Here is a 25,930-nt window from a genome sequence, read left to right on the forward strand (position 1 = left end):
AAGCCTCAAGCACAGCCACAGTCGCCCGGCACATGGCCGAGCATGTCGCCGGGGGCGTCGCCGCTGACGACGGGATGGCCGTCGCGCTTCCAAAAGTCGAGCCCGCCGAGCAGCTCCTTGACGCGTAGCCCGTGCCGGGCGAGCTGCCAGGCACCCTTGGTCGAGGCGTTGCAGCCGATGCCGTCGCAGTAAGTGATGTAGACGCGATCCATCGCCAGCGCGCCCAGGCGATCCAGCGTCATGTCGCGATGCGGCAGGCTGATGGCGCCGGGAATGTGGCCCGCCAAGTACTTCGCCGAACTGCGGGTATCGATGACCACGATCCTCTGGATGCCATTGGCCAGATCCTCGGCCAGATCCCAGGCATCGGTGTGATGGCTGAGCTTGGCGGCCATGGCGGCAGCGGTCGCTTCGGGCATGTCCGGCGGAAAGGCAAGCACGGCGGATGTCGGGGGCGGCATGTCAGGTCTCCAGTCAGTCGATAGCGAAGCTATAGGCATGGAAGGCGTCGTTGCACTGCCAGCCCAGCAACGGGTGACAGCCAGCCCAGTCTGGCGGCATAGTGGTTCCCCAGTAAGGGCCAGTTAATGTCAATTGAGGGGAACCAGTGGGCGCAACACGGGCACGTAGTGAATGGATCGTCGAGGCGTTGGCCATGCGCCTGACGGAATCCACAGCACAGCCTCGGGCGCAATGTCTGTACGAAGCCCTGCGCGGTTGGATCCAGGACGGCGAGCTGGCCGCTGGGAGCGCTTTGCCTTCCTCACGGCGATTGGTCCGGGCGCTGGGGCTGGGGCGCAATACGGTGCTGGCTGCGACCGATCGGCTGGTCGCGGAGGGTTTCGTCGAGTCGCGCCAGGGTGCCGGGCTGTTCGTCGCTGAGTTGCCTGCACCACCGCAGACGCTGCGCGACACGCCGTTGCCGGCCGCGGCAGTGCGGCTTTCGCGACGCGGGGAGCGGCTGTTGGACTTCTGCGCCACGCTGAGTACGGGACACCGCGCCTTTGCCCCCGGCGTGCCGGCATTGGACCGCTTTCCCCGTGAGCGCTGGCAGCGCCTGCTGCGCCGTCATCAGCACCGGGCCGACACGCGTTGGTTCGACTATCAATCCCAAGGCGGCCTGCCGGCGCTCCGTGAGGCGCTCTGCGATTATCTGCGCCTGTCGCGTTCGGTGAACTGCCGTCCCGAGCAGATCCTGATCACCCAGGGGGCCCAGCAGGGTTTCGAGCTGATTGCCCGGCTGCTGGCCGACCCCGACGACACGGCCTGGATCGAGGAGCCCGGTTATGGCGGCGCCCAGGCGTGTTTTACGGCGGCGGGCCTGAATGTCGTTCCCGTGGCGGTGGATGACGATGGCCTACAACCCGAAGCCGCGCCGGCCGGGTCGCCAGCGCCGCGGCTGATCTACGTCACTCCATCGCACCAGTACCCCAGCGGCGTGACCATGCCCCAGGCGCGGCGTCTGGCATTGTTGGCAGCCGCCGAGCGGCACGGGGCGTGGATCGTCGAGGACGACTACGACAGCGAGTTCCGCTACACCACGGCGCCGGTGGCCTCGTTGCAGGGCCTGGCACCGCATACGCCGGTGATCTACGTGGGGACCTTCAGCAAGGTGCTTTATCCGGGGCTGCGGCTCGGCTATCTGGTGCTGCCCGAGGCGCTGGTCGACGACTTCCGGCGGGCCAACGCCCGCCTGCACCGGGAAGGCCAATATGTCGTCCAGTCAGCGTTGGCCGAGTTCATCGCCGAGGGCCACTTCGCCCGCCATGTGGCCCGCATGCGTACCTGCTATCGACAGCGCCAGGCCGCCCTGCGCGACGCACTGGCGCCGGCCGTGGCGCAAGGGCTGGAGCTATCGCGAGGCCAGGCCGGGATGCACCTGGTGGCCCGGCTGGATTCGCACGCCGTGGAGCGCCGGCTAGTCGAGGCGGCACGGGCGCAGAGCATTGCGCTGTCTCCGTTGTCACGCTACTACCTGCAGGGGCCCGGTCAACCCGGTCTGGTCCTGGGCTATGCCGGTACCGACGAGGCCGAGATCGCATGGGCTGGCGGTTGGCTTAGCCATGCGTTCGGCGCATGGCCACATGCCGATTGATCGTTTGATGGTGCAGCCCTGCGTGACGTTAGAGTGGTAACGCATGAGTTTTACGCATGGGATGAACTGATAACGATAATCGGAGATACACTATGCAGACCGCCTTGCGGCCGTTGGTCTTCTGGCCGACTTTCCTGATTCTGATGGCGGCAGTAGTCGCCAGCTATGTCGATCTCGAGGCTTTTCTGGCGACTGCCAGCGCACTTAACGATGCGATACTCGATCGATTTTCCTGGCTGTTCAGTCTGGGTAGCCTCTACCTATTATTGCTTGCCGTAGCAGTCTATTTTTCTCCCTTGGGGGTCATCCGTATCGGCGGTGAACAGGCGACCCCCCTGTTGTCACGCTGGCGCTGGTTCTCGATCACGCTGTGTACCACCCTGGCGGTGGGGGTGCTGTTCTGGACCACGGCGGAGCCGCTCTATCATTACATGGGCCCCCCGGCATCGTCGGGTCTCGAAGCCGGCTCCAGTGATGCCATGCTGTTCGCCATGTCGACCATGTTCCTGCATTGGTCATTCACCCCCTATGCCATCTATGCGGTACCGGCGCTGATCTTTGCCTTGGCGTTCTACAATCTTCGTCTGCGTTTCTCGATCTCGAGCATGCTCGAGCCACTTTTCGGTGTGGGGATTCGGCGCTTCGCCGGGCTGATCGATGCCGTGGCGCTATATGCGCTGGTCGCCGGCATGGCCTCGACGCTGGGGACCGGGGCACTGACCCTAGCCGGAGGTGTCGGCCAGTATCTGGGTGGCGAGACCACGCCGCTGCGTCTGGGCGTGATCGTGGCGATCATCGTCGTGACCTTCGTCATTTCGGCAGCCAGTGGCTTGAAAAAAGGCATTTCACGGTTGTCGGCCCTCAATGCCTGGCTGCTGCTGGCGCTGGGACTGTTCACGTTCGTCGTTGGGCCGACGATATTCATGCTCCAGCTAGGTGTGGAATCGTTCGGGGTCTATCTGGACAATTTCTTCACCAAGAGTCTCTTCACCGGGGCGGCCGGCGACGATCAATGGCCCTACTGGTGGTCGATCTTCTACTGGGCGATCTGGTTCGCCTGGGCACCGGTGTCGGCACTGTTCCTGGGCAAGATCTCGCGCGGCTACACGGTACGCGAATTCCTGCGCGTCAATCTGCTCTACCCGGCGCTGTTCGCTAGCGTATGGATCATTATCTTTTCTGGAGCGGCGCTGTACTTTCAGGCGCATACCGGCGTGGACCTGAACGCCATTCTCAGCGATCAGGGCGTGGAACATGTGCTTTACGAGTTGTTCCGCCAGTTGCCGCTATCCGGCCTGTGGATCCCACTGCTGCTGTTCATCGCCTACATCTCTTACGTCACCGCAGCCGACTCCAACACCGATGCCATCGGTAACCTGTGTACCCGTGGATTGACTGCCGACTCGGATCTCAATGCCGGTCTGCCGATGAAGGTGATCTGGGGAACCATCGTCGGCATCGTCTCTTGGGTGATGGTCAGCTTCGTGGGCATCGATGGGGTCAAGATGCTTTCCAACCTGGGCGGGTTGCCCGCCATGTTGATCATCTTGCTGGCGAGCAGCTCGCTGTGGATCTGGCTCAAGGACCCCGCGCCATTGCGCGACCCGATTCCGGCACAGAAAGCGAGTCATAACCAGTCCGTCACGAATCCCTCTCTAGCGACTGCCGTCGATAAGGAATGACGAAATTGATCAAGCACGACTTTCCGCACGCCATCCGCGAAATCGAACATCTCGAAATTCCCTTGGCCGATGGCACTCGGCTGGCGGCACGCATCTGGCTGCCGGAGGACGCCGACGCCCAGCCAGTACCGGCGATTCTCGAATACCTGCCGTATCGCAAGCGCGACGGCACGGCGGTGCGCGATGCCTTGACCCACCCTTACTTCGCCGGCCACGGCTATGCCTGCGTGCGTGTCGACATGCGCGGCAATGGCGAATCCGACGGGCTGATGGCCGACGAGTATTTGCCACTGGAACAGTCCGATGCCCTGGAAGTCATCGAGTGGATCGCCGCACAACCGTGGTGTGACGGCAACCTCGGCATGATGGGGATCTCCTGGGGAGGCTTCAACTCGCTGCAGGTCGCTGCCCTTAGGCCCGAACCGCTCAAGGCGATCATCACTCTCTGCTCGACGGATGATCGCTATGCCGACGATATCCATTACAAGGGGGGCAATCTGCTCAACGTCAACCAGGGCTGGGCGTCGACGATGCTCAGTTTCTCGGCGGGCGTGCCCGACCCACTGTTGGTCGGCGAACGTTGGCGCGAACTCTGGAAACAGCGTCTCGAGGCCATGCCGCTGCTTGCCGAGACCTGGCTGTCGCATCCCACCCGCGACGACTACTGGCGCCACGGTTCGGTGTGTGAGAACTACGCCGATATCGAAGCCGCCGTGTATTGCGTGGGTGGCTGGGGCGATGCCTACAAGAATAGCGTGTCACGCCTGATGGCCAACCTGCCGGGGCCCAAGAAGGCGATGGTCGGGCCCTGGATCCACAAGTATCCGCATTTCGCGATTCCCAATCCGGCAGTCGGTTTTCTGCAGGAGGCGCTGCGCTGGTGGGATTACTGGCTCAAGGGCCACGATACCGGCGTGATGGACGAGCCGCTGGCGAGCTTTTATTTGCAGGATGCGCTGCCGCCCAAGCCCATGTATTGCGAACGTCCCGGCGTCTGGGCTCGCACCGAAGGTTGGCCGAGCCATCAGGTCGAGACGCAACTCTGGTCGCTGAGCGACGATGGGCTACGCTCTGGGCAGGCAAGCTTGAGCGTCCCGCACACAGTCGACTCGCCGCTGACCGCCGGTGTGCATCAGGGCGAATACTGCGCAATCTGGTTCGGTCCCGATCTGCCCGCCGACCAGCGGCGCGACGATGCCTATGCATTGTGCTTCGATAGCGAGCCGCTGAAGCAGACCGTCTCGATCCTCGGCCGGCCGCGCCTGCACTTGCGCCTGGCCAGCAGCCAGGATTGCGGACAACTCACGGTACGCCTCAACGACATCGCACCCGACGGCCAGGTCGCGATGATCACCTATGGTGTGCGCAACCTGGCGCTTTCCGAGGATTTTGCCGAACATCGCCCGCTGACGCCCGGCGAGCCCGTGGATGTCGCACTGGACCTGGACATGATCGGCTATCGGTTACCTGCCGGGCATCGCTTGCGCGTCTCGGTGTCATCGGCCAATTTTCCGCTGGTGTGGCCGAGCCGTCGACGTGCTGCACTGACCCTGCAGCCCGGCAGCCAGACGCTGGAATTGCCGACGTTTATCGGCGAGCCGGTAGATTGTCCGTTTGCGCCGCCAGAGTCTGCAGCGCCCGCCGATATCGAAATGCTACGCAAAGGCATGCCAAAGCGTACGGTGTGCGAGGACGTGGCTAGCGGCATCGTGACCACGACCGTCGAGAACGACCTGGGCGCGATGCGCTTTCGCGACCACGGGCTGTGGGTCGACCAGCACTGCCGCGAGAGCTATACCGCCCACCCCGAGGACCCCGACGCCACGCAGGTCGAGATGGTCTGGTACTACAAGGCCGGTCGTGACGAAGGTGAGGGACGCTTCGCCGTAAGTGTCGAGAGCCGCTATTGGTTCAGTGGCGATGCCGACACCTTCTATATCGAGGCGGAGCAAATCGCCTGGGAGGGGAGCGACGAAGTACACCGTCAGCACTGGCAGACGCAGGTACCGCGTAGCGCCGTTTGATCCTGGCGTCATGAGCCGCCATACACATGCTATCCTCGGGGGCCGTTCCCTTCTGTCCCCGGGGAGAGCCATGTCTAGCCGCGACGCGCTGCCACCGCTATCCTGCCTGCGTGCCTTCGAAGCCGCCGGGCGGCATCGTAGTTTCACTCAGGCCGGTGGGGAGCTGAGCCTGACGCAGAGCGCCATCAGTCGTCAGGTCAAGCGGCTCGAAACCGATCTCGGACGGCCCCTGTTCGAGCGCGATTACGATGGCCTGCGTCTGACACCCGCAGGTGAACAGTACTATCGCGTCGTACAACGCTTGTTGCGAGAGCTGGGCGACGAGTCGGCACGCTTACGTCGGCGTGGCGGTGACCGCCAACTGACCCTGGCCTCGAGTCCAACCATTGCTTCGATCTGGCTGGCCCGCCAATTGCCTGGCTTCCAACGCGACTATCCCGATATCAGCATTCGCATTCTTACCGTCGAGGATCCCCATCGTCTGGATCTCGCCGAGTTCGACCTGGGGCTCTATTATCACGTACCCAGCGAAGTCGAGCCGACCGGCCTCGCTGCCGAACCGGTATTCGACGCAGAAGATGTGATTGCGGTGTGCAGCCCAGCTTACCTTACGTGCTATGGAGCGGTGCAGGACGCCTGCGATCTGTTGCAGCGGCACACACTGTTAGTGGTCGAGGATCATTATCACGATTGGCTGACATGGGAAATCTGGTTCGAGGCACTGGGCCTTGCCTGGTCCATCCCCCAGCGTACGTTGCGTGCCAATAGCTACCAGCTGTTGATGAACGCCACTCTAGCGGGACAGGGAGTGACATTGGGCTGGTCCCGCCTGCTCGAGGCCGACCTGGCTCAAGGTAACCTGATCCAGGCACTTCCACATGCATTGCCCAGCCGTGGCCGATTGGCCCTGTTTTCACCGGAACACCGTCACCAGACCGAGGCAATGCTGACCTTCAGGCGATGGCTGTTGGGCCGTTAGCTGTAGCCGATGGATTTCGACGTGGCACTTAGACATATTTCCGGAAAGACGAGCGTTTTAGAACAGGATCGCCAGCAGAACCAGGCACAGCCCGAGCAGCGCGACCAGCCACACCAGCGAACGGACCCACGGAATGCCCAGCGCATATAGCGGTACGTAGACGACGCGGGCCAGAAAGTAGAGCCAGGCGCCCCATAGCGTCAGTGCCCCGGTCTGGTCGCCGACATGGGCGATCAGGATCGCGCCGATGAACAGCGGCAGGGTCTCGAACAGGTTGTGCTGGGCCCGGAATAGCCGCCCGGTGATCTTGCCCATCGGTGGGCCGGGCTCGTCGCGCGGCCCGGTGTTGTAATCGACGCCGGTTTCCCGGTTGCGCCACATCGCAGGCAGCAGGATCTGGACGATGGCCAGTACCAGCGTCCAGCCCAGCAGAGTCAGCTCCGTTGTCATGGAATAAAGGCTCCTGTCATGGCGGAGCCTTTACCCTAGCAGGTCTCCGCGCTCAGAACGCTTCCCAGTCGTCGCCGTCGCTTTGCACCGGCGCTTTGGTCTTCTCGATGCGCGCCGGGGCCGGCCGTGCCGCTGACTGCGACGTCGCTGGGGAGGCGACGGTATCTCTCGCGTCATCGCCGAGCACGAAGGCGTTGATCAACTGGCTAAGGCGTTGGGCGTGTTCACGCATGGCACTGGCGGAAGACGATGTCTGCTGGACCATGGCCGCGTTCTGCTGGGTCATGGTATCCATCTCGGCAACGGCGGTGTTGACCTGGCCTATGCCGCTGCTCTGTTCGCGCGTGCCGGCGCTGATCTCGCCGATCACGTCGGTCACCCGCGCCACACTGGCGACGATTTCCTGCATGGTCTTGCCGGTACTGCGTACCAGTTCGGCACCTGAGCGGGTATGGGCGACGGAAGTATCGATCAACTCGCGGATCTCGCGCGATGCCTCGCCGGAGCGGCTGGCCAGGGTGCGCACTTCCTGGGCGACCACGGCGAAGCCACGGCCGTGTTCGCCGGCCCGGGCTGCCTCCACCGAGGCGTTGAGCGCCAGGATGTTGGTCTGGAAGGCGATCGAGTCGATCATGGTGATGATCTCGCCAATCTTGGCCGCCGAGGCGTCGATGTCGTTCATGGTGCGCTCGACCTGATCCATCGACGTCTGACCCTGACGCGCCACGTCGGAGGTGACCTGAACCAGCTGATTGGCCTGCTGGGCCGATTCGGCGCTGTGGGCGACGGTAGAGGTGATTTCCTCCATCGAGGCCGAGGTTTCCTGCAGGTTGGCGGCAGCCTGGTCGGTGCGTGCCGCCAGCTCCTCGCTGCTGCGGGCGATGTCGTTCGACGCTCGTGATACCTGGAGGGTGCTGGCGCGCACTTCACGCAACGTTTCCTGCATGCGCGCCACGAAGGCATTGAACTGACTGGCCAATTCGCCCACCTCGTCGCGGCTCTCGACAACGAGACGGCGAGTCAGGTCACCCTTGCCCTGGGCGATGTCCTGCATGGCGCTGGCGGTGCGGCGGATGGGCTGGATGGTGCGCCGGGTCAGCCAGAAAGCGACGAGCGCCACAGCGATGAACAGCACGGCCCCGATCAGGATCGTGGCGGTCATGACCTTGCGCAGTTCGGCAGCCTGCGCGGCCTCGACGGCGGCCATGGCCTCGTCGATTTCGGTCATGTAAGTACCGGCACCGAGCATCCAGCCCCACGTATCGATGCCGGTGGCATAGGAATACTTGGTTTCGACCTCGCCGCTGGCCGGATGCGGCCAAGCGTACTGGTAATGACCGCCGCCCCGCTTGGCGAGCTCGATCATGTCGCTGATCAGCAGGTTGCCGTGCTTGTCCTTCGTCTCGATGGCGTTCTTGCCGATGCTCTCCGGCTTCACCGGCTGGACCAGGGTGGTGCCGTCGTAATCATAGACGAAGACGTAGTTGCTGCCGTCGAAGCGCAGGCTACTCAGGATCTCCTTGGCGCGCGCCTGGGCCTCGGCGTCGTTGGGGCCGGACTCGGCGACGATCGGCGCAATGGCGGATTTCGCCGTTTCGATCACGTTCTGTACGGCGGCCTTGCGCGACTCGATCAGCATGCTGCGTTGCTCGGCCAATGCAGTGCGCGAGGCCTGGATGAGATCGTAGGCGACCACCCCGATCAGGGTAATGGTAACCAGCAGCAACGGGGCCAGCACCAGCAACAGGACTTTGCTCTGTAGACTGAGTGAAACACCGCGGCGTGACTTGTGTGTTGTTGTTGCCATCAAGCGGATCTCCTGCGTAAAGAGAAGTGAATGCTTCCTATCGTTGTTATATCGGCGCGCTGTAGTGCGCCTGGATGCGACTTTGGTGAATAAAACTTAAGTTTCCTTCAGGCATGGGCATGATGCTCGTGGCTGATTGCGGCCAGAGGAAGGGCAGGTAAGAACGAGTCGGGCTATCGATAATCCTTTCAATATTATGTTATAACATAATGTTTCGATGGGGTACGTTAACCGTAATCAAGCTGCGATGCCTCAAGCGGATCAGCCTCCAGGTCCTTTTCGCCTAGATGCTCCAATCAAGGCAGGCCGATTCTTCGACGTAGGCGGCATAGCAAAACACTGTTTTAGGCGTAAGCTATGCACAATCACTCCCGCTTGCTGTCCCGAGACAGCGCCAGGGGAGATACCGGTGCAACGCCGGTAGAGCAGCGGCCACTGACGTCACGAGAAAGATTGCAGAGACCCGTTCTGCCGCCGATAGCTACTGGTAACAAGATTCCTTCGCTACCTATCCGGCCCCGCCACCATCATGGACATACTCAATCTCATCTTCCTGCTCACCCTGGCCGTTGGCGCCAGTCGCATCCTTGCCAACATCATTCCGCTTCCCTTGCCCATCCTGCAGATCCTGCTGGGCAGCCTGTTGGCCCTGCCACCGTTCGGCATGGAGGTCGAGCTGGACCCCGAGATCTTCATGATGCTGTTCATTCCGCCGCTGCTGTTCTACGACGGCTGGAAGATTCCCAAGAAGGAGTTCACCGAGCACGGCGGGCAGATTGCCGCCATGTCCCTGCTGCTGGTGCTGGTCACGGTGGTGGGGATGGGGTATTTCATCCACTGGCTCATTCCGTCGATTCCGCTGGCGGCCAGCTTCGCATTGGCCGCGATCCTGTCGCCCACCGATGCGCTGTCGGTCATCGCCATCGCCCAGGGCCGCCTGCCACGGCACATGTCGCACCAGTTGGAAGGCGAGGCGATGATGAACGATGCCACGGGCCTGGTCTCGTTCAAGATCGCCATCGCAGCGGTGATCTCCGGCAGCTTCTCGCTGCTCTCGGTATCCGGCGAGTTTGTGGTGGTGGCGCTGGGCGGACTGCTGATCGGCGGCGGGTTGAGTTGGACGGTCGGCAAGATCAAGCAGTGGATGACCGCACGTAACCTTTATGATCCGTCGACCTATGTGGTGACCATTCTGCTGTTGCCGTTCGCGGCGTTCTTTCTCGCCGAGCATGCCGGCATGTCGGGCATCCTGGCGGCCGTCGCCGCCGGTATGGTGCAGAGCCGCGTCGACATGCTGCCGGTGAAGACCAGCACCCGCATTCTCAGCCGCAGCATCTGGGAAATGCTCGATTTCAGCTTCAATGGCGTGGTGTTCCTGCTGCTCGGTCTGCAGTTTCCCGGCATCGTCGAGCGTGTCTGGCAGGACTCCGCCACCCAGAGCTACGCAATGAGCACACTGGTACTCTATGCCGTGGTGATCATGGCGTTGCTGCTGGCGATCCGTTTCGCCTTCATCTATGCCTACCACTGGATCGAGACCCGCCTGCTCAAGCTGCGCGGCAAGGGCGGCGAGAGCCAGCCGCTGCTGCTGATCACGACACTGAGCTCGGTTGCCGGCGTGCGCGGCGCGATTACCCTGGCGGGTGTCCTGTCGGTACCGCTGTTCGTCGAAGGAATGCCGTTTCCCGGCCGCGACCTGATGATCTTCCTGTCCGCTGCGGTGATCATTCTCTCGCTGATCGTCGGTGCGCTGGGTATTCCGTACTTCATGAAGTTCCTGTCGCTCAACGACCTGGAAGAGCATGAGCGTGAGCTGCTCAAGGCGCGCCAGGCCGCGACTCAGGCAGCCGTCACGTGGTTGGAGGAGTGGGCGAGCGCGCATGCCGACGACGACGCCGATATGAAGAGTTCGGTCACTGCGCAGATCATCGAATCCTACCGCCAGGAACTGCAGGCGATGGCGCTGGAGCGCGACAACCAGGCCGACCACGCCCGCAAGCGCTATGCGCTGGAGACTGACCTGCGTCTGCAAGCCATCCAGGTTCAGCGCAAGGAGCTCTACCGATTGCGCAAGCGCCGCCATATCGACGAGCAGATGTTGCAGACACTGATTCGTGAACTGGACTACGACGAAGCGGCACTGCAGTGATCATCTGATTACCGCGTTACAGGGCCACGCCGAAAGGCGTGGCTTTTTGCTGTTACGACGCAAACCATTAGCGTGATGCCAGATGCGCTATTCTTGAGCGTCCTGTCACCGACCCAAGGAGGCGCAGCCCGATCCATGGCCGATCTACTCTGGTACCAGTACGCCCTCATCGGGCTGATCTTTGCCTGGAGCGGGTTCGTTCGCACCAGTCTGGGATTCGGCGGGGCGGTACTGGCGCTGCCGTTCCTGTTGCTGGTGTCGAATGAGCCGCTGGTTTTCCTGCCGATCATTGCCGTTCATCTGCTGATCTTCTCCAGTTGGATTGCCTGGCGCGGGCATCGGCAGGCCCAGGCTGCCGACAGCGAAGTGCCAGGGCAGGGCAACATCGACTGGCGTTATCTGGGCAAGGCGCTGAAGATCATGATCATCCCCAAGCTGGTCGGTGTGGTGGGGCTGCTCAGTCTGCCATCCGAGCTGATGACCAAGATCATCTTCGGGATCGTCATCGTCTATGCCCTGGGCTATGCACTGAACAAGCCCTTCAGGAGCAAGAATCAGTATGTGGACTATGTCCTGCTGATTCTGGGCGGTTACGTCAGCGGCACGTCACTGATCGGCGCGCCGCTGATCGTGGCGGTGTTCGCCAACCACGTTGCCAAGCATCAACTGCGCGACACATTGTTCGTGCTGTGGTTCATCCTGGTGGTGATCAAGATGGTGTCGTTCGTCATCGCCGGGGTCGATCTGCAGCTGATCCATCATCTCTGGCTGTTGCCGTGCGCTTTCGTTGGCCACCTGCTGGGCGAGCGCGTGCATCGCTACATCGTCGCTGCCGATTCGCAGGTGTTCTTCCGCGTGCTGGGCGTGGTGCTGATTGTGGTCAGCCTGGTCGGACTGTTCCACTCGCCAGCCTGAGGCAGGCATTAGGCAGGTGCTTCCCCCTAACGCATTACACTTACACTGAAAGCATCTTCGGCTGACCAGCAAGGATTGGCTGGGACAGGGGTTGGAACTGCTGCGATGACAAGGAGAGGAGCGACATGGCTAGAACACCACCCGATGGTACGCTGCCCAAAGCCACCGTCCAGGAGACGATCTCGATATTCAGCGCTGTACTGATACCGACCTTGGCCAAGGGAGCAATCATTCGCCGCCCCAAGGTGGTGGGAATGTCGGAGCGCCTGGGGCTGGACCGGCGCGCCGTGCGTCGGTTACAGAAACTCAGCGAGACGTATGGCGACGGACCGCTGCTGTTGCGTACGCCCTACAAGACCATGGCTCTCGTGCTGAACCCCGACCATGTTCATCGTGTACTGGAGGAAACACCTGAGCCGTTTGCCACCGACGAACGTACCAAGCGCAGCGCGTTGGCACATTTCGAGCCCGAGGTGGCGTTGATTTCCCGGGGCGGTGAGCGTGCCGAGCGCCGCCGCTTCAATGAAGCGGTGCTGGATATGGGCCATGCGGTACATTGCATGGCCGATCGTTTCCTGCCGGTGGTCGATCAGGAGGCTCAGGCATTGCTCAAGAACGTTCAAGAGCGTGGCGGCATGCTGGACTGGGACCGGTTCATCGAAACCTGGTTTCGTATCGTGCGCCGGGTCGTATTGGGTGACTCGGCACGTGACGATCATGAACTGACGACTCTCTTGGGCGATCTGCGCGCCGATGCCAACTGGGGGTTTGCACGACCGAAGCGCAAGCAGTTGAAAGAGCGCTTTTTCGAGAGATTGCACAGTCATCTCGGCCGTGCCGAGCCTGGAAGCCTGGCCGCGCTGATGGCCAATACACGATCCAACGAAAAGACCGCACCGGCGAATCAGGTACCGCAATGGCTGTTCGCCTTCGATCCGGCCGGCATGGCGACCTTTCGCGCCCTGGGACTTCTTGCCGCTCATCGAGACCACATCGAGCGAGCGCGCGCCGAGATCGCTAGTGACAAGGCGACGCTACACCCCGAACTGAACTTTCTGCGTGCCTGCGTCCTCGAATCGCTGCGACTATGGCCAACCTCGCCCATGATCCTGCGCGAGAGCACCGAGCCGACCCATTGGGCGGCCGGCGCCATGCCGGCCGGCACGTCCATTCTGGTCTTCGCGCCGTATTTTCATCGCGATGATCGCCACCTTGACTATGCGGATCGGTTCAGCCCCGAACTGTGGCTCGAGCCTCGCGATGCCAAGGACTGGCCACTCGTTCCGTTCAGTGGCGGTTCCGGCATCTGCCCAGGACGCCATCTGGTGATGCTGCTGACCAGTACCTTGCTGGCCAGGCTGATCGAACATCGTGACGTGCGCCTCGAGCCGCCCCATCGCCTGGATGCCAGCCAGCCGATGCCGGCCTTGCTCGACAATTACACCTTGCGTTTCAGGCTCGGCGAGGCGCGGGACTGACGCCATGCATTTCGCAAGCTACGCTGCTAGCGTGGTTACATAGATGAACGGCAGCCACCGAAATGACGTATCGGCCTCTGTCCGATAGGCGCTGCTGGCCGTCAGCTGAAGCCAGTACCGAGCAGGGAAGAGCATGGACGATTCGAAGGCCCACACGGCGCAGGTCGCACCCGCCGATCCACTGACCCCCGCCGAACGTTACGCGGAACTGTTCGTCGATGTGCAGTGCAGCCGGGTGTTCGAGGACAGCAAGACCTTCGTCGATTGCATTCCGCGCAAGGCGCCCGAGGCAATTCTGGCGGCGTACCGAGCTTGCAAGACGGACCCACAGTTCGATCTGACGACGTTCGTCATGGATCATTTCACGCCGGAATGCGAGCCGGTCAGCAACTACGTCTCGCCGCCCGAGCAGTCACTGGTCACGCATATCGATGGATTATGGGATGTGCTCATACGCTATCCCCAACAGCATCCCGAATACTCCTCGCTGTTGCCGCTGCCCTATGCCTATGTCGTGCCCGGCGGGCGCTTCCGAGAGCTTTACTACTGGGACTCGTATTTCACCATGCTCGGCCTTGCCGAGAGCGGCCGGCCACATCTCATGCGCACCATGGCCGGTAACTTTGCGTACCTGATCGACACCTACGGGCACGTTCCCAATGGCAATCGCACCTATTACCTCGGGCGCTCGCAACCGCCGCTATTCGCCATGATGGTCGACCTGTTCGCACGCTATGGCGTGATCAGGCGTGCGCACGACTACCTGCCACAGCTGCACAAGGAATATGCCTACTGGATGGCGGGCGCAGAAACGCTGCCGCGCGGCGAGGCACACCGTAGCTGCGTGCGCCTGAGCGACGGCACGCTGCTCAATCGCTATTGGGACGAGCGAGATACCCCGCGCGAGGAAGCCTACCTGGAGGATGTGCTGACGGCACGGCAGTCGACGCGCCCGGCGAGCGAGGTCTATCGCGACTTGCGTGCCGGCGCCGCCTCGGGTTGGGATTTCAGTTCGCGTTGGCTCGACGATACACGGCAGATGTCGAGCATTCGAACCACGGCCCTGCTGCCGGTCGACCTCAACTGCTTCCTGTACAAACTGGAAGCCCAGATCGCCCGACTCAGTGCATTGAATGGCGAGATCGAGGCCGCCAAGGCGTTCCGGCGCAAGGCGAGCGAGCGGGCCCAGGCCATCAGGCGGCTGTTCTGGAATGAGCGGGAGGGCGCCTTCTTCGATGTCGACTGGCGGCAGGAGCGGCGCTGCACGATGCTGACGGCGGCAACCGTCACGCCTCTCTATGTCGGCCTGGCCGACCGGGACCAGGCACGGCGTGTCGCCAAGGTGATCCGGCAACGGCTGCTCTGCGCGGGGGGGATCGCGACCACTGAGATCGATACCGACCAGCAATGGGACCATCCTAACGGCTGGGCGCCGCTGCAGTGGTTGGCGATTCGCGGACTCAATCACTACGATGAAGCCTCGTTGGCCCAGGCGATTTCGGATCGCTGGCTGGCGATGGTCGGCCGACTCTACGAGCGCAAGAACAAGCTCATCGAGAAGTACGACCTTACTCCGATGGCGGCGGGGGCCGCTGGCGGCGGTGGGGGAGAGTATCCGCTGCAGGATGGCTTCGGCTGGACCAACGGAGTGACACGCAAGCTGCTTCGCGACAATCCTCAGCATTCGCTGCATCAGAGCCGCTCTGCAAAGCCCTGAGCGCGCTCGACCGCAAGGAGCGTCGCCTCGTGCACGGCGGTTGCGACATTCATGCCTTCAGCAAGGAAAGCATTCATGGCTCATTCCCAGCCTCTACAGGCCCCAATGGCACCTCCCGCCACGTTGTTCCTGTTCGGTGCCAGTGGCGATCTGGTCAAGCGCCTGCTCATTCCTTCCCTCTATTCGCTGTCACGCGCCGGCCTGCTCGATCCTGCGCTGCGCATCGTGGGCATCGATGTCGTCCCCGGTGACGATGCCAGCTTTCGCCGGCACCTATCCGACTTTCTCGCCAGTCAGGCGGACGACGGGGAAGCGGGCGGGGTCGAGCTCGGCCAGTGGCCCGAATTCGCCCAGCGCCTGAGTTATATCGAGGGCGATTTCACCCAAGCCGCTACCTACCGCAGGATCGATGAGGTCATCCAGACGAGCGAGACCGCCAATGCGCTGTTCTATCTGGCCACCGCGCCGCGCTTTTTCGCCGAGATTGCCGAGCGACTCGGGGCCGCCGGGCTACTCGACGAAAAGGAAACCCAGTATCGGCGGGTCGTGATCGAAAAGCCGTTCGGCCATGACCTGGCCTCGGCGCAGGCGCTCAATGCGCGGCTGCTGTCCGTCATGGAAGAGAGTCAGCTCTACCGCATCGATCACTTCCTGGGCAAGGAAACGGTCCAGAACATCCTGATTGCCCGGTTCGCCAACGTGCTGTTCGAGCCGCTCTGGAACAATCATTACATCGATCATGTGCAGATCACTGCCGCCGAAACCGTCGGTGTCGAGAAGCGTGGCAGCTTCTACGACAAGAACGGCGCGCTGCGGGACATGGTGCCCAACCATCTGTTCCAGTTGCTGGCGATGGTGGCGATCGAGCCGCCCGCTGCCTTTACCGCCGACGCCCTGCGCAGCGAGAAATCCAAGCTGCTGGGCGCCATTCGGCCCTGGTCGAAGGAAGAGGCGCGGTACAACTCGGTACGCGGCCAGTATCAGGCAGGTCATTTCCAGGGACAGCCAGCCCCGGGCTATCGTGAGGAACCCGATGTCGATGCGGACAGCACCACCGAGACCTATACCGCCTTGAAGCTGATGATCGACAACTGGCGTTGGGAAGGCGTGCCCTTTTACCTGCGTACCGGCAAGCGCATGTCGGCCCGGGACACGGAAATCGCCATCTGTTTCAAGCCGGCACCCTGTGCGCCGTTCCGCTGCAGCGAGGCGCAGCGCCCCCAGTCCAATTACCTGGTCATCCAGATTCAGCCGGACGAAGGCATCTGGCTGGACTTCGAGGCCAAGCGGCCAGGCCCGTTGATGGCCATGGAAACCATCCAGTTGGGGTTCGCCTACGAGGATTTCTTCGAGCTACCGTCCTCGACGGGTTACGAAACCCTGATTTACGACTGCCTGACGGGGGACCAGTTGCTCTTCCAGCGTGCCGACACCATCGAGAATGGCTGGCGAGCCGTGCAGCCGTTTCTGGACGCCTGGCAGGACGATCCTCGCGTCGATGGCTACGAGGCCGGCCAGGACGGTCCCGCCAGCGCTGAAACGTTCATCGCTCGAGACGGCCGTCAGTGGCACCGGGTTGGTGGAAAGCAGGGGCAGGGCCCGCTCTGACCCGGACAGGCACGCCAAGCCGTTGATTGGCATGACCACGTACTGATCATCAACAGTTCCAACGATAACGCGGGGTGTATTTCGAGGGGCTCGTGACAGAGGGCATGGGCACCTTTGCTCCAGCCGATAGCGAAAAAAACGCCCCGCTCATGCGGGGCGATAGGGCAGCAGACATAGCAATCGAGCGTTAGAATTCCGCCCACTCTTCGGCAAGCGCTTTTTTGGCAGGCTGGGTCTTCTCGCGATGACTTGTACTGCCAGGCAAGGCCGCCAGAGTAGAGCGGCTTGCTAAGGGGAGGCTTGAGATCGTGCGTGTAAGGGCTTCGTCCTCTTCGGTCTCGTTGATCTTGAAGGTGGCGATAAGCGACGCCAGTCGCTGCGCCTGATCTTCCAACGAAGCTGCAGCAGCACTGGCCTGTTCCACCAACGAGGCATTCTGCTGTGTCACGGAGTCCATCTGTGTGATGGCGGCATTGATCTGTTCGATACCGCCATTCTGCTCCCGCGTCGCCGTGGCGACTTCCGAGATCAGCAGAGACACCTGACGAATGGCGTCGACGGTTTCGTTCATGGTCTTGCCGCTTCGCTCCGCCTGTTCGGCACCTGCCGTGATCTGCGTGGTCGTTTCCTCGATCATGGCGCGGATTTCCTTGGCGGATGCGGCACTGCGGCTGGCCAACGATCGAACTTCGTTGGCCACTACCGCAAATCCACGCCCCTGCTCACCGGCACGGGCCGCTTCGACCGAGGCATTCAGGGCCAGGATATTGGTCTGGAATGCGATGGAGTCGATCACGCCAACGATGGCGTTGACCTTCTGCGAGTTGTCGGCAATGTTGCGCATCAACTGGGCCGTCTGCGCTACGTTCTGCCCTCCGGCCTCGGCGGATTTGGAAGCATCGGCCGACAATCGATCGGCAGTGATGGCCGACTCGGTGTTCTGGCGCACGGTAGATGCCATCTCTTCCATGCTGGAGGCCGTTTCCTGTAGTGCGCTGGCCTGTTCTTCCGTACGTGAGGACAGATCCTGGCTACCTTGTGCCATTTCTTTCGCACCCACCGAGACGCTCTCGCCGGCGTGACGCAACGAGATGACAAGCTGGGTGAGGGAGCGGCTCATGGTGGCCATAGCGGTGAGCAGCTCGCTGATTTCGTCCTGACCTGAAACATCGATCTTTTGACGTAAGTCGCCATCGGCAACCTGCCGGGCCGCTTGGAGTGCACGTCGTAGTGGCAGGACGATACTCTTCGTGATGACGTATGCCAGGATCAGCGAAGATATCAGCGCCAGAATCGCGAAGCCCAGCAGGCCCGACAGGGAGTAGTGATAGTTCGCATCGATGATCTCGCTGGCCTTACCGATCTGGGCCATGGCATGAGCCTCGATGGCGTCGGCCTTGTCTTCCAGTCGATAGATGGCATCCTTATAGGTACTCAATGCTGCATTGGCCTGTGCGGCTTCGAGAAATTGGCCGCTCTGCACGCCTTCCATGACGGCTTGGTAGCCCGTGGCATATTCTTTCAAGGCGCCTTCCGCTTCGGTGTAGAGGCTTCGAAGCTCCTCGGTGCCGGCCAGGGCCTTCCCGGCTTGTAGTGCTTGGGCGAGATTTTCACGGGTTTGCTGCCACTTCTGCTGATAGGAGCGGACTTTCTCGGCATCACCGATATTGATGAAACTGTCCTTCTCGTACCGGCGTTCTTCCAGCGCCAGCCGCTGCACATCGGACGCGTTGAGTGCCAGCGCCACATCGGCTTTCAACACGTCATCGGCAGTATTCTTTACGCCGTTCAAGCCGAGCCACCCGGCACTCAGCGTGCCCAGCAGCAATAAAGTGATGACACCAAAGGCGGCACCAAGCCGGGTTCCTATCTTGAAGCGAGACAGCATGATGCCTCTCCGAAACGAGCTGTGGTTGGAAATCGTTTGGAGGTATCGGCCGATATCTGTCGGACTGAAGTTTTAATGGGCTTAGAAAGGAATGACTCAGGCTGACACGACATGCCGACGAGGCTATTGTCAGAGGGTTTCATTCGACCGACACACTCGCAGGAGACGCCAGCATGGCACGCATCTACGACGACAATTCGCTCTCCATCGGCAATACGCCCTTGGTGCGCCTGGGGCGGCTGGGCTACGACAATGTGCTGGTCAAGACCGAAGGGCGTAATCCTGCCTACTCGGTGAAGTGCCGTATCGGCGCCGGTATGATCTGGGAGGCCGAGCGTCAGGGTCAGCTTGGCCCCGGCAAGGAAATCATCGAACCCACCAGTGGCAACACCGGTATTGCGCTGGCCTTCGTCGGTGCATCGCGCGGCTACCCGATAACGCTGACCATGCCCGAGAGCATGAGCCTCGAACGGCGCAAGATTCTCAAGGCGCTGGGCGCCAAGCTGGTGCTGACCGAAGCGGCCAAGGGCATGAAAGGCGCGATTGCCAAGGCCGAGGAGATCCGCGACAGCGATCCCGAACGCTACGTGATGCTGCAGCAGTTCGACAACCCGGCGAATCCAGCCATCCACGAGAGCACCACGGGCCCGGAAATCTGGAACGATACCGACGGCAACGTCGATGTGTTCGTGGCCGGCGTAGGTACCGGCGGTACCATTACTGGTGTGAGTCGCTACCTCAAGCATACCCAGGGCAAGTCGGTGGTCAGCGTGGCGGTGGAGCCCACCGACTCACCAGTGATTCGCCAGACGATGGCCGGCGAGGAGCCGACGCCGAGCCCGCACAAGATCCAGGGCATCGGCGCCGGCTTCGTGCCGAAGAACCTCGATTTGAGCCTGGTCGATCGTGTCGAGCAGGTCGACAACGACACGGCCATGGCCATGGCGCACCGGCTGATGCGCGAAGAGGGGATTCTCGCTGGTATCTCGGGTGGTGCCGCCGTGGCCGCCGCGCTGCGTGTCGCCGACGAACCCGAGATGCAGGGCAAGACCATCGTGGTCATCCTGCCCGACTCCGGCGAACGTTACCTGTCCAGTGCGTTGTTTGCCGGCATGTTCGACGCGTCGTAACTGGGATCCGAATCGCCGGGTTATTCCCGCCTCGAAGGATGGCGGGCAGTAACAGGAACTGAAGCGCTGGTTGCCGCTAGCGGAAGCCAGCGCTACTCGTAGACGTCCAGATCGTCGGCCAGCCGGACCTCGCCATCGTAATCGCGCTGGACCTCCTTCAGTGCAGTCTCGATGGGCGCTCCATAATGTAGCACGTGCGTGAGCACCAACAGGTCCGGCTGGGCCCGGTTGGCTAGCTCGGCCAACTCGTTGGTCAGCGTATGGGCGTACTGATGATAGTCTTGCCACTGTTTCGGCAAGTCCTCCCATCCCGTGCGGCTGATGACCTCGTGGATCAGAATGTCGGCACCTGCGGCCTGTTTCTCCACTTCCTGGTTGATCGAGGTATCGCCGGAAATCACTACGATCTTGTCGGGAGTGGTGATCTTGTAACCGTAGGCCAGGTCCCAGTCGCCGTGAGAAACGGGAAAGGCCTCCACCTGGATATCCTCCGTCTCGTAGACCGTGCCGAGCTGGGCGATCTCGGTCACGTCGGCATAGGCGGCATTGGGATTGGTAACAGGACTCTTGTCCTTCAGGCGAGTCTCGGTATCTGCCGCCAGCATGGTGTACATGCCTTCGCTCATCCCCTGTGTTCCCTGGGGACCGATGACCTGCAACGGGTTTTCGCGTCGCCACCAATAGGTGCCCAGCAGCTCTGGGTAGTCCAACACGTGATCACTGTGCAGGTGGGTCAGGAACAGATGCTCGATGTTCGTGGGGTACAGCGCATCGATGCCGAGCCTCTCGGCGGCTTGCATGGCGCGCTCGACGACACCGGCACCCACGTCGAAGAGATAAGCCTCACCTTCATAGATGACTGCAACGCCGGCACCGGCGCGCTCGCCGTTGGGCACCGGCGTACCCGTGCCGAGCATGACGACCTGAGTGTCTGCCAAAGAGGCGTGGGCAAAGAACGTCAGCAGAGCAGTGAGGGAGAGCGCCAGGAAGGGGTGGTGTTTTCTCATCGGGCAGGAGTCTCTTTTTATCGTTTAACGAACCAATGTGCGTTATGCGCACACTGGTTCGCTTAGCCTAGCAGGCGACTCATACCCGGAAATGACACTTTCGTTGAATGACATGCGCTGCTGGTTAAAACCGCATCCACCACGACCAGGGGTGGTGCGACAGTGCCGCCCCGACGATATAGAGAAAGATCGCGATAGCGACAAGGGAGGCCACGGCGCGGATCGTCGGCGTCCGGCCGCGCTTGATCGCCAGCGTGCCGATGACGATGTAGGCCACCAGGCCGATCAGTTTGGCTGCCAGCCAGGGGTGCTGCGTGGGCCAGGCGCGCAGCATGATCATCAGCGTAATCCCCGCCGTCAGCAACACCGTATCGATCAGGTGCGGTAGTAGCTTTACCCACCGCCGTTGCAGCTGCGGCGATTCGCGTACCGACCACCAAGCCCGCAGGCTGAATAGCGCCAGACTGAGGCCCGCAGCGGTCATGTGAATGTGCTTGATCAGAAAGTAGTCCACGCGATGTCCCTTCAGCTTGTCGCGATGCATTAGGTGTACGGGCCGAGGCGGTGTGGTCCAGGAAATTGCATACAACTTTACGACCAAAGCGCAATACGCGCCCTAATTCAGGGGCATCTACGCTTAAGTTGTATGCAACAGGTGCGGCCCGTGACGACGAAACAGACTCCCTATCCTACGGCGGTGGCGCAGGTTTACGAGGCGATCAAACGTCGCATCCTCGATGGCAGCTATCAGCCCCACGAGTACGTGCGCGAGACTGGCGTGGCCAAGGAACTCGAGGTCAGCCGCACGCCGGTCCGTGAGGCATTGCGCGAGCTGGTCACCGAAGGCTGGCTGGAGGCGATTCCCCATCACGGCGCCCGCGTCACGGCCTGGACCGAGCAGGATGCCCAGGAAGTCTTCGAAATCCGCCTGCTGCTCGAACCGCTCGCCATCCATCGCGCCACACAGCATATCCAGCCGGCCCAGTTGAAGCACCTGCAGCAACTGGCCAAACGCATGGAACTGTTGGCCGAACAGGCCAGCGACTCGGCCCGCAACGAGATCGCTGCCCTCAATCACGAGTTTCACCGCGAGTTGATCCGCGCCTCGGGCAGTCAGCGCCTGGCCGCAGTGCTCGACATGGTGGTGCGCACCTCGGTGACACGGCGCAACCTGCAGAACTACCAGCACGACCATTTGCTGCGCAGCATGCGCCATCACCGCGAAATGCTGATCGCCATCGAGGCGGGCAACGCCCAGTGGGCCGAAAACGTGATGCGCGCCCATCTGCTGGCGGCGCGCGACCTGCACCTGAAATTCGAGGACGCCGGAGGAGGCTGAACGCCTCCTGAACGACAACGAACACAATAACGAGAGGGTTACAACAATAATGCTCCCCGACACGCCACTTACCGACCTCAAGGTACTCGAGCTCGGCCAGTTGATTGCCGGCCCCTACTGCGGCCAGGTGCTGGCCGACTTCGGTGCCGACGTGATCAAGATCGAGCCCCCCGGCAAGGGCGATGCCATGCGCCAGTGGGGCGAGGCCGACGCCAACGGCGAACCGCTGTGGTGGAATGTCATCGGTCGCAACAAGAAGTCGCTGACCCTCGACCTGCGCCAGCCGCGCGGCCAGGCCATCCTGCGCGACCTGGCTGTCGAGGCCGACATTCTCATCGAGAATTTCCGGCCCGGCACCATGGAGAAATGGGGGCTTGGCTACGACGACCTGGCCCGGCGCAACCCCGGTTTGATCATGGTCCGTGTCACTGGCTTCGGTCAGGACGGCCCCTATGCCTCGCGGGCCGGGTTCGCCGCCGTGTGCGAGGCGATGGGCGGGCTGCGCTACCTCAGCGGCTACCCCGACCGCGCGCCTGTCCGGGTGGGAATCTCGCTGGGCGATACCCTGGCCGGGGTGCATGGCGCGCTCGGTGCGCTAGTCGCCCTGCACCAACGCGAGCGCACCGGGCGCGGTCAGGTGGTCGACAGCGCCATCTTCGAGTCGGTACTGGGCATGATGGAAAGCCTGATCCCCGAGTATGCCCGCACCGGCAAGATCCGCGAGCGCAGCGGCAGCTTCCTGCCCAAGATCGCCCCCTCCAATGCCTATCCGGCGCGCGACGGGCGCGACGTGATCATCGGCGCCAATCAGGACACAGTGTTTCGGCGCCTGTGCGAGGTGATGGGCCAGCCCGCTTTGGCCGACCACCCTGATTACGCCACTCATCGCGCACGCGGCGAAAACCAACAGGCCATCGACGACGCAGTGACCGCCTGGACCCACCAGCACGATGCCGACGATATCGTCGCCTGGCTGGCCGAGGCCGGCGTGCCTGCTGGGCTGGTCTACCGTGCCCCGGAAATGCTCGACGACCCGCACTTCCAGGCCCGCGAGGCCATCGTCGAGGTTGCGGATCGTCACGGCCAGCCCTTGCCGATGCAAAACGTTTTTCCGCGGTTGTCAGCGACGCCTGGGCGTGTACGTCACGTCGGGCCGGCTTTGGGCGAACACACCGAGGCCGTGCTCAAGGAATGGCTGAGGCTGGACACGACCGGCATCGCCGCCTTGCGCGACAGCGGCGTGATCTGAACGGAGCGCGATCATGAACGATACCGTCATCGTCCTGCTGTCACTGGTGGCCCTGATCGGCCTGGGCATGCCCATCTTCCTGGCGCTGGGCTTCTCGGGGCTGGTGGGGCTGTACCTGGCCAAGGGCTCGCTGGCGTTCTTCTTCGCGCCCTCGTCGCTGTTCGGCCAGCTCAACAGCTTCGAGTTGATCGCCCTGCCGCTGTTCGTGCTGATGGGCAACTTCCTCGGCGCGACGCCGGTGGGCGCCAGCCTGTTCCAGGCTGCCGTGCGCTGGCTCAATTGGCTACGCGGCAGCCTGGCGATCTCCTCGGTGGGCGCCTCGGCGATGTTCGGGGCGGTCTCGGGCGTGAGCCTGGCCGGGGTCGCCGCCGTCGGCTCGATTGCCGTGCCGCAGATGCTCGAACGCGGCTACAGCCGTTCGCTGGCGGCCGGTTCGGTGGTCAGTGCCGGGGCGCTGGCGATGCTGATTCCGCCCAGCGTGCCGTTCATCATCTATGGTGCGGTGTCCAGCGTGTCGGTGGCCGATCTGTTCATCGGCGGCATCGTGCCTGGCATCGTGCTCGCCCTGGCGCTGTCGCTGTACATCTATCTGCGGGTGCGGGTACGCCCCGGTGAGGCGCCACGGGCCACCGAGACCTTCGGCTGGGGCGAGCGCTTCCGCAGCCTCGCCAACATCTGGCATGCGGCGCTGCTGGTGGTCGCCGTGCTGGGGTCGATCTACTCTGGGCTAGCCACGCCGAGCGAGGCCGCCGGCATCGGTGCGCTGGGGGCGTTTCTGATCGCCACCGCCGTGTTCCGCTCGCTGTCGTGGCGCAGGCTGCTCGAGATCCTCGGCTCCACGGTGCGCATCAGTGGCGCCATCCTGCTGATCATCGGCTGCGCCAAGATTTTTGGCGACTACCTCAACCTGGTGCGGGTGCCGCAGATCCTGACCGAGATGCTGACCGCCAGTGCGCTGCCGCCATGGGCCATCCTGCTTGCGGTGATGGTGCTGCTGGTGCTGCTCGGCATGATCGTTGACGCAGTCTCGCTGATCGTGGTCACCACGCCGGTGCTGTTGCCTCTGATTCAGGCACTGGGCTACGACCCGTTGTGGTTCGGCATCGTACTGGTGCTCAACCTCGAAATTGCCGTGGTCACGCCTCCGGTGGGACTCAACCTGTATGCCCTGCGCGGGGTGTGCCCCGAGCTGTCGATCGAGGAGATCATCCGCAGCGCGCTGCCCTTCGTGGCGGTGCAGTTCCTGGTGCTGATGCTGTTCGTGCTGTTCCCCGGCCTCAGCCTCTGGTTGCCGGGCCTGATGTGAGTCCGGCCCCTCAACGTGTGATAACCCACAACAACAAGCCAAGGAGAATCACCATGCCAATCACCCGTCGCGAACTGCTCAAGTACGGTACCTTCGCCACTGCCGGCGCGACCTTGTTCGGCGGCCACCGCCTGTTCTTACGACCGGCCATGGCCGCCACCACCCTGACCGGCGTGACCTACATCACGCCTTCCTACGAGGCGTTGAGCTACGGCTCCAACGGCTTCGTCGATTATCTCAAGCAGAACGGCGGCGAGGCGGTGGGCGTCGATTTCTACCATTCCGGCCAGTTGCTCAAGGCCGACGAGCAGCTGCCGGCGCTGCGTTCCGGCAGTATCGACTTCATGTTCCATACCACCTCGTACATCACCCGTTCGCTGCCGATTCTGGGTATAACCGGGCTGCCCGGCGTGGTAGGCGAGCTCTACCGCAATCCCGAGCGCCTGGCCCAGGACAGCCCGTTGTTCCAACTGATCAACGAGGAACTGGCCAAGGACAACCTCTACATGCTGTCGTCGGGCGGCGGCATCCTCGAGCCCGAATACATCTGGAGCACCCAGGCCAGCCCGATCACCTCGCTGGAAGCGCTGCGCGGCAAGAAGGTGCGCATCGTCAGCTTCGAGGCCACCAAGGCGCTGGAGCCCTACGATATCGCTGCGGTACGCATTCCCTCCTCCGAGACCTACCTGGCGCTGCAGCGTGGTACGGTGGATGCGGCGGTGGCCAACATTTCCACCGTCTACGGGCGTAGCCTCCACGAGCAGCTCGGCACCTGCTACGAACTGCCGCTGACCGCGTTCACCGTCGCGCCGTTCATGCTGCGTTCGCGCTGGGATGCGCTGGACGACGGGGCGAAGGAGGTCCTGCAGGGTGCCAGCCAGTGGTACAGCGACAACTTCGCCAGCCACTGCAACGACGTGGTCTATCCGGAAAAATACTGGCCGGCCGTGCAGGAGGCCGGGGTTAAGGTCGTCGAGCCCAGCGAGGAGGACTTGGCAGCGTTCAACGACAGCACGCATGACGTCTGGAACCACTGGAAGGAGCAGGTGGGGCAGGAGGTCGGCGAGCGCGCCATCGCGCTGGCGCTCGGCCAGGCGTGAGGGTGGC

At 62.5% G+C, this 25,930-nt stretch carries 20 protein-coding genes; 14 read left to right on the forward strand and 6 right to left on the reverse strand.

Going from position 1 to position 25,930, the window contains the following annotated elements:
* Positions 1 to 5 precede the first annotated feature (5 nt).
* Positions 6 to 461, reverse strand: a complete 456-nt coding sequence (locus MHM84_RS08545) for a rhodanese-like domain-containing protein (RefSeq protein WP_239264853.1) — start codon at positions 459 to 461, stop codon at positions 6 to 8.
* Positions 462 to 655: 194 nt separating this feature from the next.
* Between MHM84_RS08545 and MHM84_RS08550 the strand changes: the two genes are divergently transcribed.
* From MHM84_RS08550 to MHM84_RS08565, 4 genes are all read left to right on the forward strand, one after another.
* The gene (locus MHM84_RS08550) at positions 656 to 2,095 is read left to right on the forward strand and encodes a PLP-dependent aminotransferase family protein (RefSeq protein WP_239265308.1); all 1,440 of its coding nucleotides are present in this window, start codon (positions 656 to 658) and stop codon (positions 2,093 to 2,095) included.
* Positions 2,096 to 2,187: 92 nt separating this feature from the next.
* Positions 2,188 to 3,777 (forward strand): BCCT family transporter, encoded by a 1,590-nt coding sequence (locus MHM84_RS08555; protein ID WP_239264855.1) that lies wholly within the window; start codon positions 2,188 to 2,190, stop codon positions 3,775 to 3,777.
* 5 nt (positions 3,778 to 3,782) lie between these two features.
* A complete protein-coding gene (locus MHM84_RS08560; protein WP_239264857.1) occupies positions 3,783 to 5,801 on the forward strand; it encodes a CocE/NonD family hydrolase in 2,019 nt (672 codons plus the stop codon).
* 70 nt (positions 5,802 to 5,871) lie between these two features.
* Entirely contained in the window at positions 5,872 to 6,780 is a 909-nt protein-coding gene (locus tag MHM84_RS08565; protein WP_239264859.1) for a LysR substrate-binding domain-containing protein, read from the forward strand.
* A gap of 57 nt (positions 6,781 to 6,837) precedes the next feature.
* On the opposite strand, the gene MHM84_RS08570 is transcribed toward MHM84_RS08565, so the two are convergent.
* Both MHM84_RS08570 and MHM84_RS08575 read right to left on the reverse strand, forming a co-directional pair.
* Positions 6,838 to 7,230 (reverse strand): MAPEG family protein, encoded by a 393-nt coding sequence (locus tag MHM84_RS08570; protein WP_239264861.1) that lies wholly within the window; start codon positions 7,228 to 7,230, stop codon positions 6,838 to 6,840.
* 52 nt (positions 7,231 to 7,282) lie between these two features.
* A complete protein-coding gene (locus tag MHM84_RS08575; protein WP_239264862.1) occupies positions 7,283 to 9,037 on the reverse strand; it encodes a methyl-accepting chemotaxis protein in 1,755 nt (584 codons plus the stop codon).
* 529 nt (positions 9,038 to 9,566) lie between these two features.
* Between MHM84_RS08575 and MHM84_RS08580 the strand changes: the two genes are divergently transcribed.
* The 5 genes from MHM84_RS08580 (at position 9,567) to zwf (ending at position 16,904) form a co-directional block, all read left to right on the forward strand.
* Positions 9,567 to 11,186, forward strand: a complete 1,620-nt coding sequence (locus MHM84_RS08580; RefSeq protein WP_239264865.1) for a Na+/H+ antiporter — start codon at positions 9,567 to 9,569, stop codon at positions 11,184 to 11,186.
* A 135-nt stretch (positions 11,187 to 11,321) separates the two neighbouring features.
* Complete coding sequence (locus MHM84_RS08585) at positions 11,322 to 12,101, forward strand: sulfite exporter TauE/SafE family protein (RefSeq protein ID WP_239264867.1); 780 nt, start codon at positions 11,322 to 11,324, stop codon at positions 12,099 to 12,101.
* 125 nt (positions 12,102 to 12,226) lie between these two features.
* Entirely contained in the window at positions 12,227 to 13,579 is a 1,353-nt protein-coding gene (locus tag MHM84_RS08590; RefSeq protein WP_239264870.1) for a cytochrome P450, read from the forward strand.
* 133 nt (positions 13,580 to 13,712) lie between these two features.
* Positions 13,713 to 15,296: an alpha,alpha-trehalase TreF gene (treF, locus tag MHM84_RS08595; RefSeq protein ID WP_239264872.1), complete on the forward strand. Its 1,584-nt coding sequence runs from the start codon at positions 13,713 to 13,715 to the stop codon at positions 15,294 to 15,296.
* A gap of 75 nt (positions 15,297 to 15,371) precedes the next feature.
* Complete coding sequence (gene zwf, locus MHM84_RS08600; protein WP_239264875.1) at positions 15,372 to 16,904, forward strand: glucose-6-phosphate dehydrogenase; 1,533 nt, start codon at positions 15,372 to 15,374, stop codon at positions 16,902 to 16,904.
* A gap of 187 nt (positions 16,905 to 17,091) precedes the next feature.
* Here zwf and MHM84_RS08605 read toward each other — a convergent pair whose 3' ends face one another.
* Complete coding sequence (locus MHM84_RS08605) at positions 17,092 to 18,792, reverse strand: methyl-accepting chemotaxis protein (protein WP_239264877.1); 1,701 nt, start codon at positions 18,790 to 18,792, stop codon at positions 17,092 to 17,094.
* Between the two features lie 173 nt (positions 18,793 to 18,965).
* On the opposite strand from MHM84_RS08605, the gene cysK reads away from it, so the two are divergent.
* Positions 18,966 to 19,922, forward strand: coding sequence for a cysteine synthase A (cysK, locus tag MHM84_RS08610; protein ID WP_239264880.1), 957 nt, complete (start codon positions 18,966 to 18,968; stop codon positions 19,920 to 19,922).
* Between the two features lie 92 nt (positions 19,923 to 20,014).
* Here cysK and MHM84_RS08615 read toward each other — a convergent pair whose 3' ends face one another.
* Together MHM84_RS08615 and MHM84_RS08620 are read right to left on the reverse strand one after the other, a co-directional pair.
* Positions 20,015 to 20,929 (reverse strand): MBL fold metallo-hydrolase, encoded by a 915-nt coding sequence (locus tag MHM84_RS08615; protein WP_239264883.1) that lies wholly within the window; start codon positions 20,927 to 20,929, stop codon positions 20,015 to 20,017.
* Between the two features lie 124 nt (positions 20,930 to 21,053).
* Positions 21,054 to 21,443: a SirB2 family protein gene (locus MHM84_RS08620; RefSeq protein WP_239264887.1), complete on the reverse strand. Its 390-nt coding sequence runs from the start codon at positions 21,441 to 21,443 to the stop codon at positions 21,054 to 21,056.
* Positions 21,444 to 21,593: 150 nt separating this feature from the next.
* On the opposite strand from MHM84_RS08620, the gene MHM84_RS08625 reads away from it, so the two are divergent.
* From MHM84_RS08625 to dctP, 4 genes are read left to right on the forward strand one after another with little or no spacing between them, the layout of a single operon-like run.
* Positions 21,594 to 22,268, forward strand: a complete 675-nt coding sequence (locus MHM84_RS08625; protein WP_239264889.1) for a GntR family transcriptional regulator — start codon at positions 21,594 to 21,596, stop codon at positions 22,266 to 22,268.
* Positions 22,269 to 22,317: 49 nt separating this feature from the next.
* On the forward strand, positions 22,318 to 23,517 hold the full coding sequence (locus MHM84_RS08630; protein WP_239264891.1) for a CaiB/BaiF CoA-transferase family protein: 1,200 nt from the start codon (positions 22,318 to 22,320) through the stop codon (positions 23,515 to 23,517).
* Between the two features lie 13 nt (positions 23,518 to 23,530).
* Positions 23,531 to 24,823 carry a TRAP transporter large permease subunit gene (locus tag MHM84_RS08635; RefSeq protein WP_239264893.1) on the forward strand — a complete coding sequence of 431 codons (1,293 nt, stop codon included), beginning with the start codon at positions 23,531 to 23,533 and terminating at the stop codon, positions 24,821 to 24,823.
* Between the two features lie 53 nt (positions 24,824 to 24,876).
* A complete protein-coding gene (gene dctP, locus MHM84_RS08640; RefSeq protein WP_239264895.1) occupies positions 24,877 to 25,923 on the forward strand; it encodes a TRAP transporter substrate-binding protein DctP in 1,047 nt (348 codons plus the stop codon).
* The last annotated feature ends 7 nt before the right edge of the window (positions 25,924 to 25,930 follow it).

It is taken from the genome of Halomonas sp. McH1-25, from assembly GCF_022348165.1.
Lineage (GTDB): Bacteria > Pseudomonadota > Gammaproteobacteria > Pseudomonadales > Halomonadaceae > Modicisalibacter.

Coding starts and splice junctions, on each gene's coding strand:
- MHM84_RS08565 (WP_239264859.1), top strand. CDS start 5,872: ATGTCTAGCCGCGACGCGCTGCCACCGCTATCCTGCCTGCGTGCCTTC.
- MHM84_RS08585 (WP_239264867.1), top strand. CDS start 11,322: ATGGCCGATCTACTCTGGTACCAGTACGCCCTCATCGGGCTGATCTTT.
- MHM84_RS08615 (WP_239264883.1), bottom strand. CDS start 20,929: ATGAGAAAACACCACCCCTTCCTGGCGCTCTCCCTCACTGCTCTGCTG.
- MHM84_RS08545 (WP_239264853.1), bottom strand. CDS start 461: ATGCCGCCCCCGACATCCGCCGTGCTTGCCTTTCCGCCGGACATGCCC.
- MHM84_RS08630 (WP_239264891.1), top strand. CDS start 22,318: ATGCTCCCCGACACGCCACTTACCGACCTCAAGGTACTCGAGCTCGGC.
- MHM84_RS08555 (WP_239264855.1), top strand. CDS start 2,188: ATGCAGACCGCCTTGCGGCCGTTGGTCTTCTGGCCGACTTTCCTGATT.
- treF (WP_239264872.1), top strand. CDS start 13,713: ATGGACGATTCGAAGGCCCACACGGCGCAGGTCGCACCCGCCGATCCA.
- MHM84_RS08550 (WP_239265308.1), top strand. CDS start 656: ATGCGCCTGACGGAATCCACAGCACAGCCTCGGGCGCAATGTCTGTAC.
- MHM84_RS08605 (WP_239264877.1), bottom strand. CDS start 18,792: ATGCTGTCTCGCTTCAAGATAGGAACCCGGCTTGGTGCCGCCTTTGGT.
- dctP (WP_239264895.1), top strand. CDS start 24,877: ATGCCAATCACCCGTCGCGAACTGCTCAAGTACGGTACCTTCGCCACT.
- cysK (WP_239264880.1), top strand. CDS start 18,966: ATGGCACGCATCTACGACGACAATTCGCTCTCCATCGGCAATACGCCC.
- MHM84_RS08580 (WP_239264865.1), top strand. CDS start 9,567: ATGGACATACTCAATCTCATCTTCCTGCTCACCCTGGCCGTTGGCGCC.
- MHM84_RS08635 (WP_239264893.1), top strand. CDS start 23,531: ATGAACGATACCGTCATCGTCCTGCTGTCACTGGTGGCCCTGATCGGC.
- MHM84_RS08590 (WP_239264870.1), top strand. CDS start 12,227: ATGGCTAGAACACCACCCGATGGTACGCTGCCCAAAGCCACCGTCCAG.
- zwf (WP_239264875.1), top strand. CDS start 15,372: ATGGCTCATTCCCAGCCTCTACAGGCCCCAATGGCACCTCCCGCCACG.
- MHM84_RS08575 (WP_239264862.1), bottom strand. CDS start 9,037: ATGGCAACAACAACACACAAGTCACGCCGCGGTGTTTCACTCAGTCTA.
- MHM84_RS08570 (WP_239264861.1), bottom strand. CDS start 7,230: ATGACAACGGAGCTGACTCTGCTGGGCTGGACGCTGGTACTGGCCATC.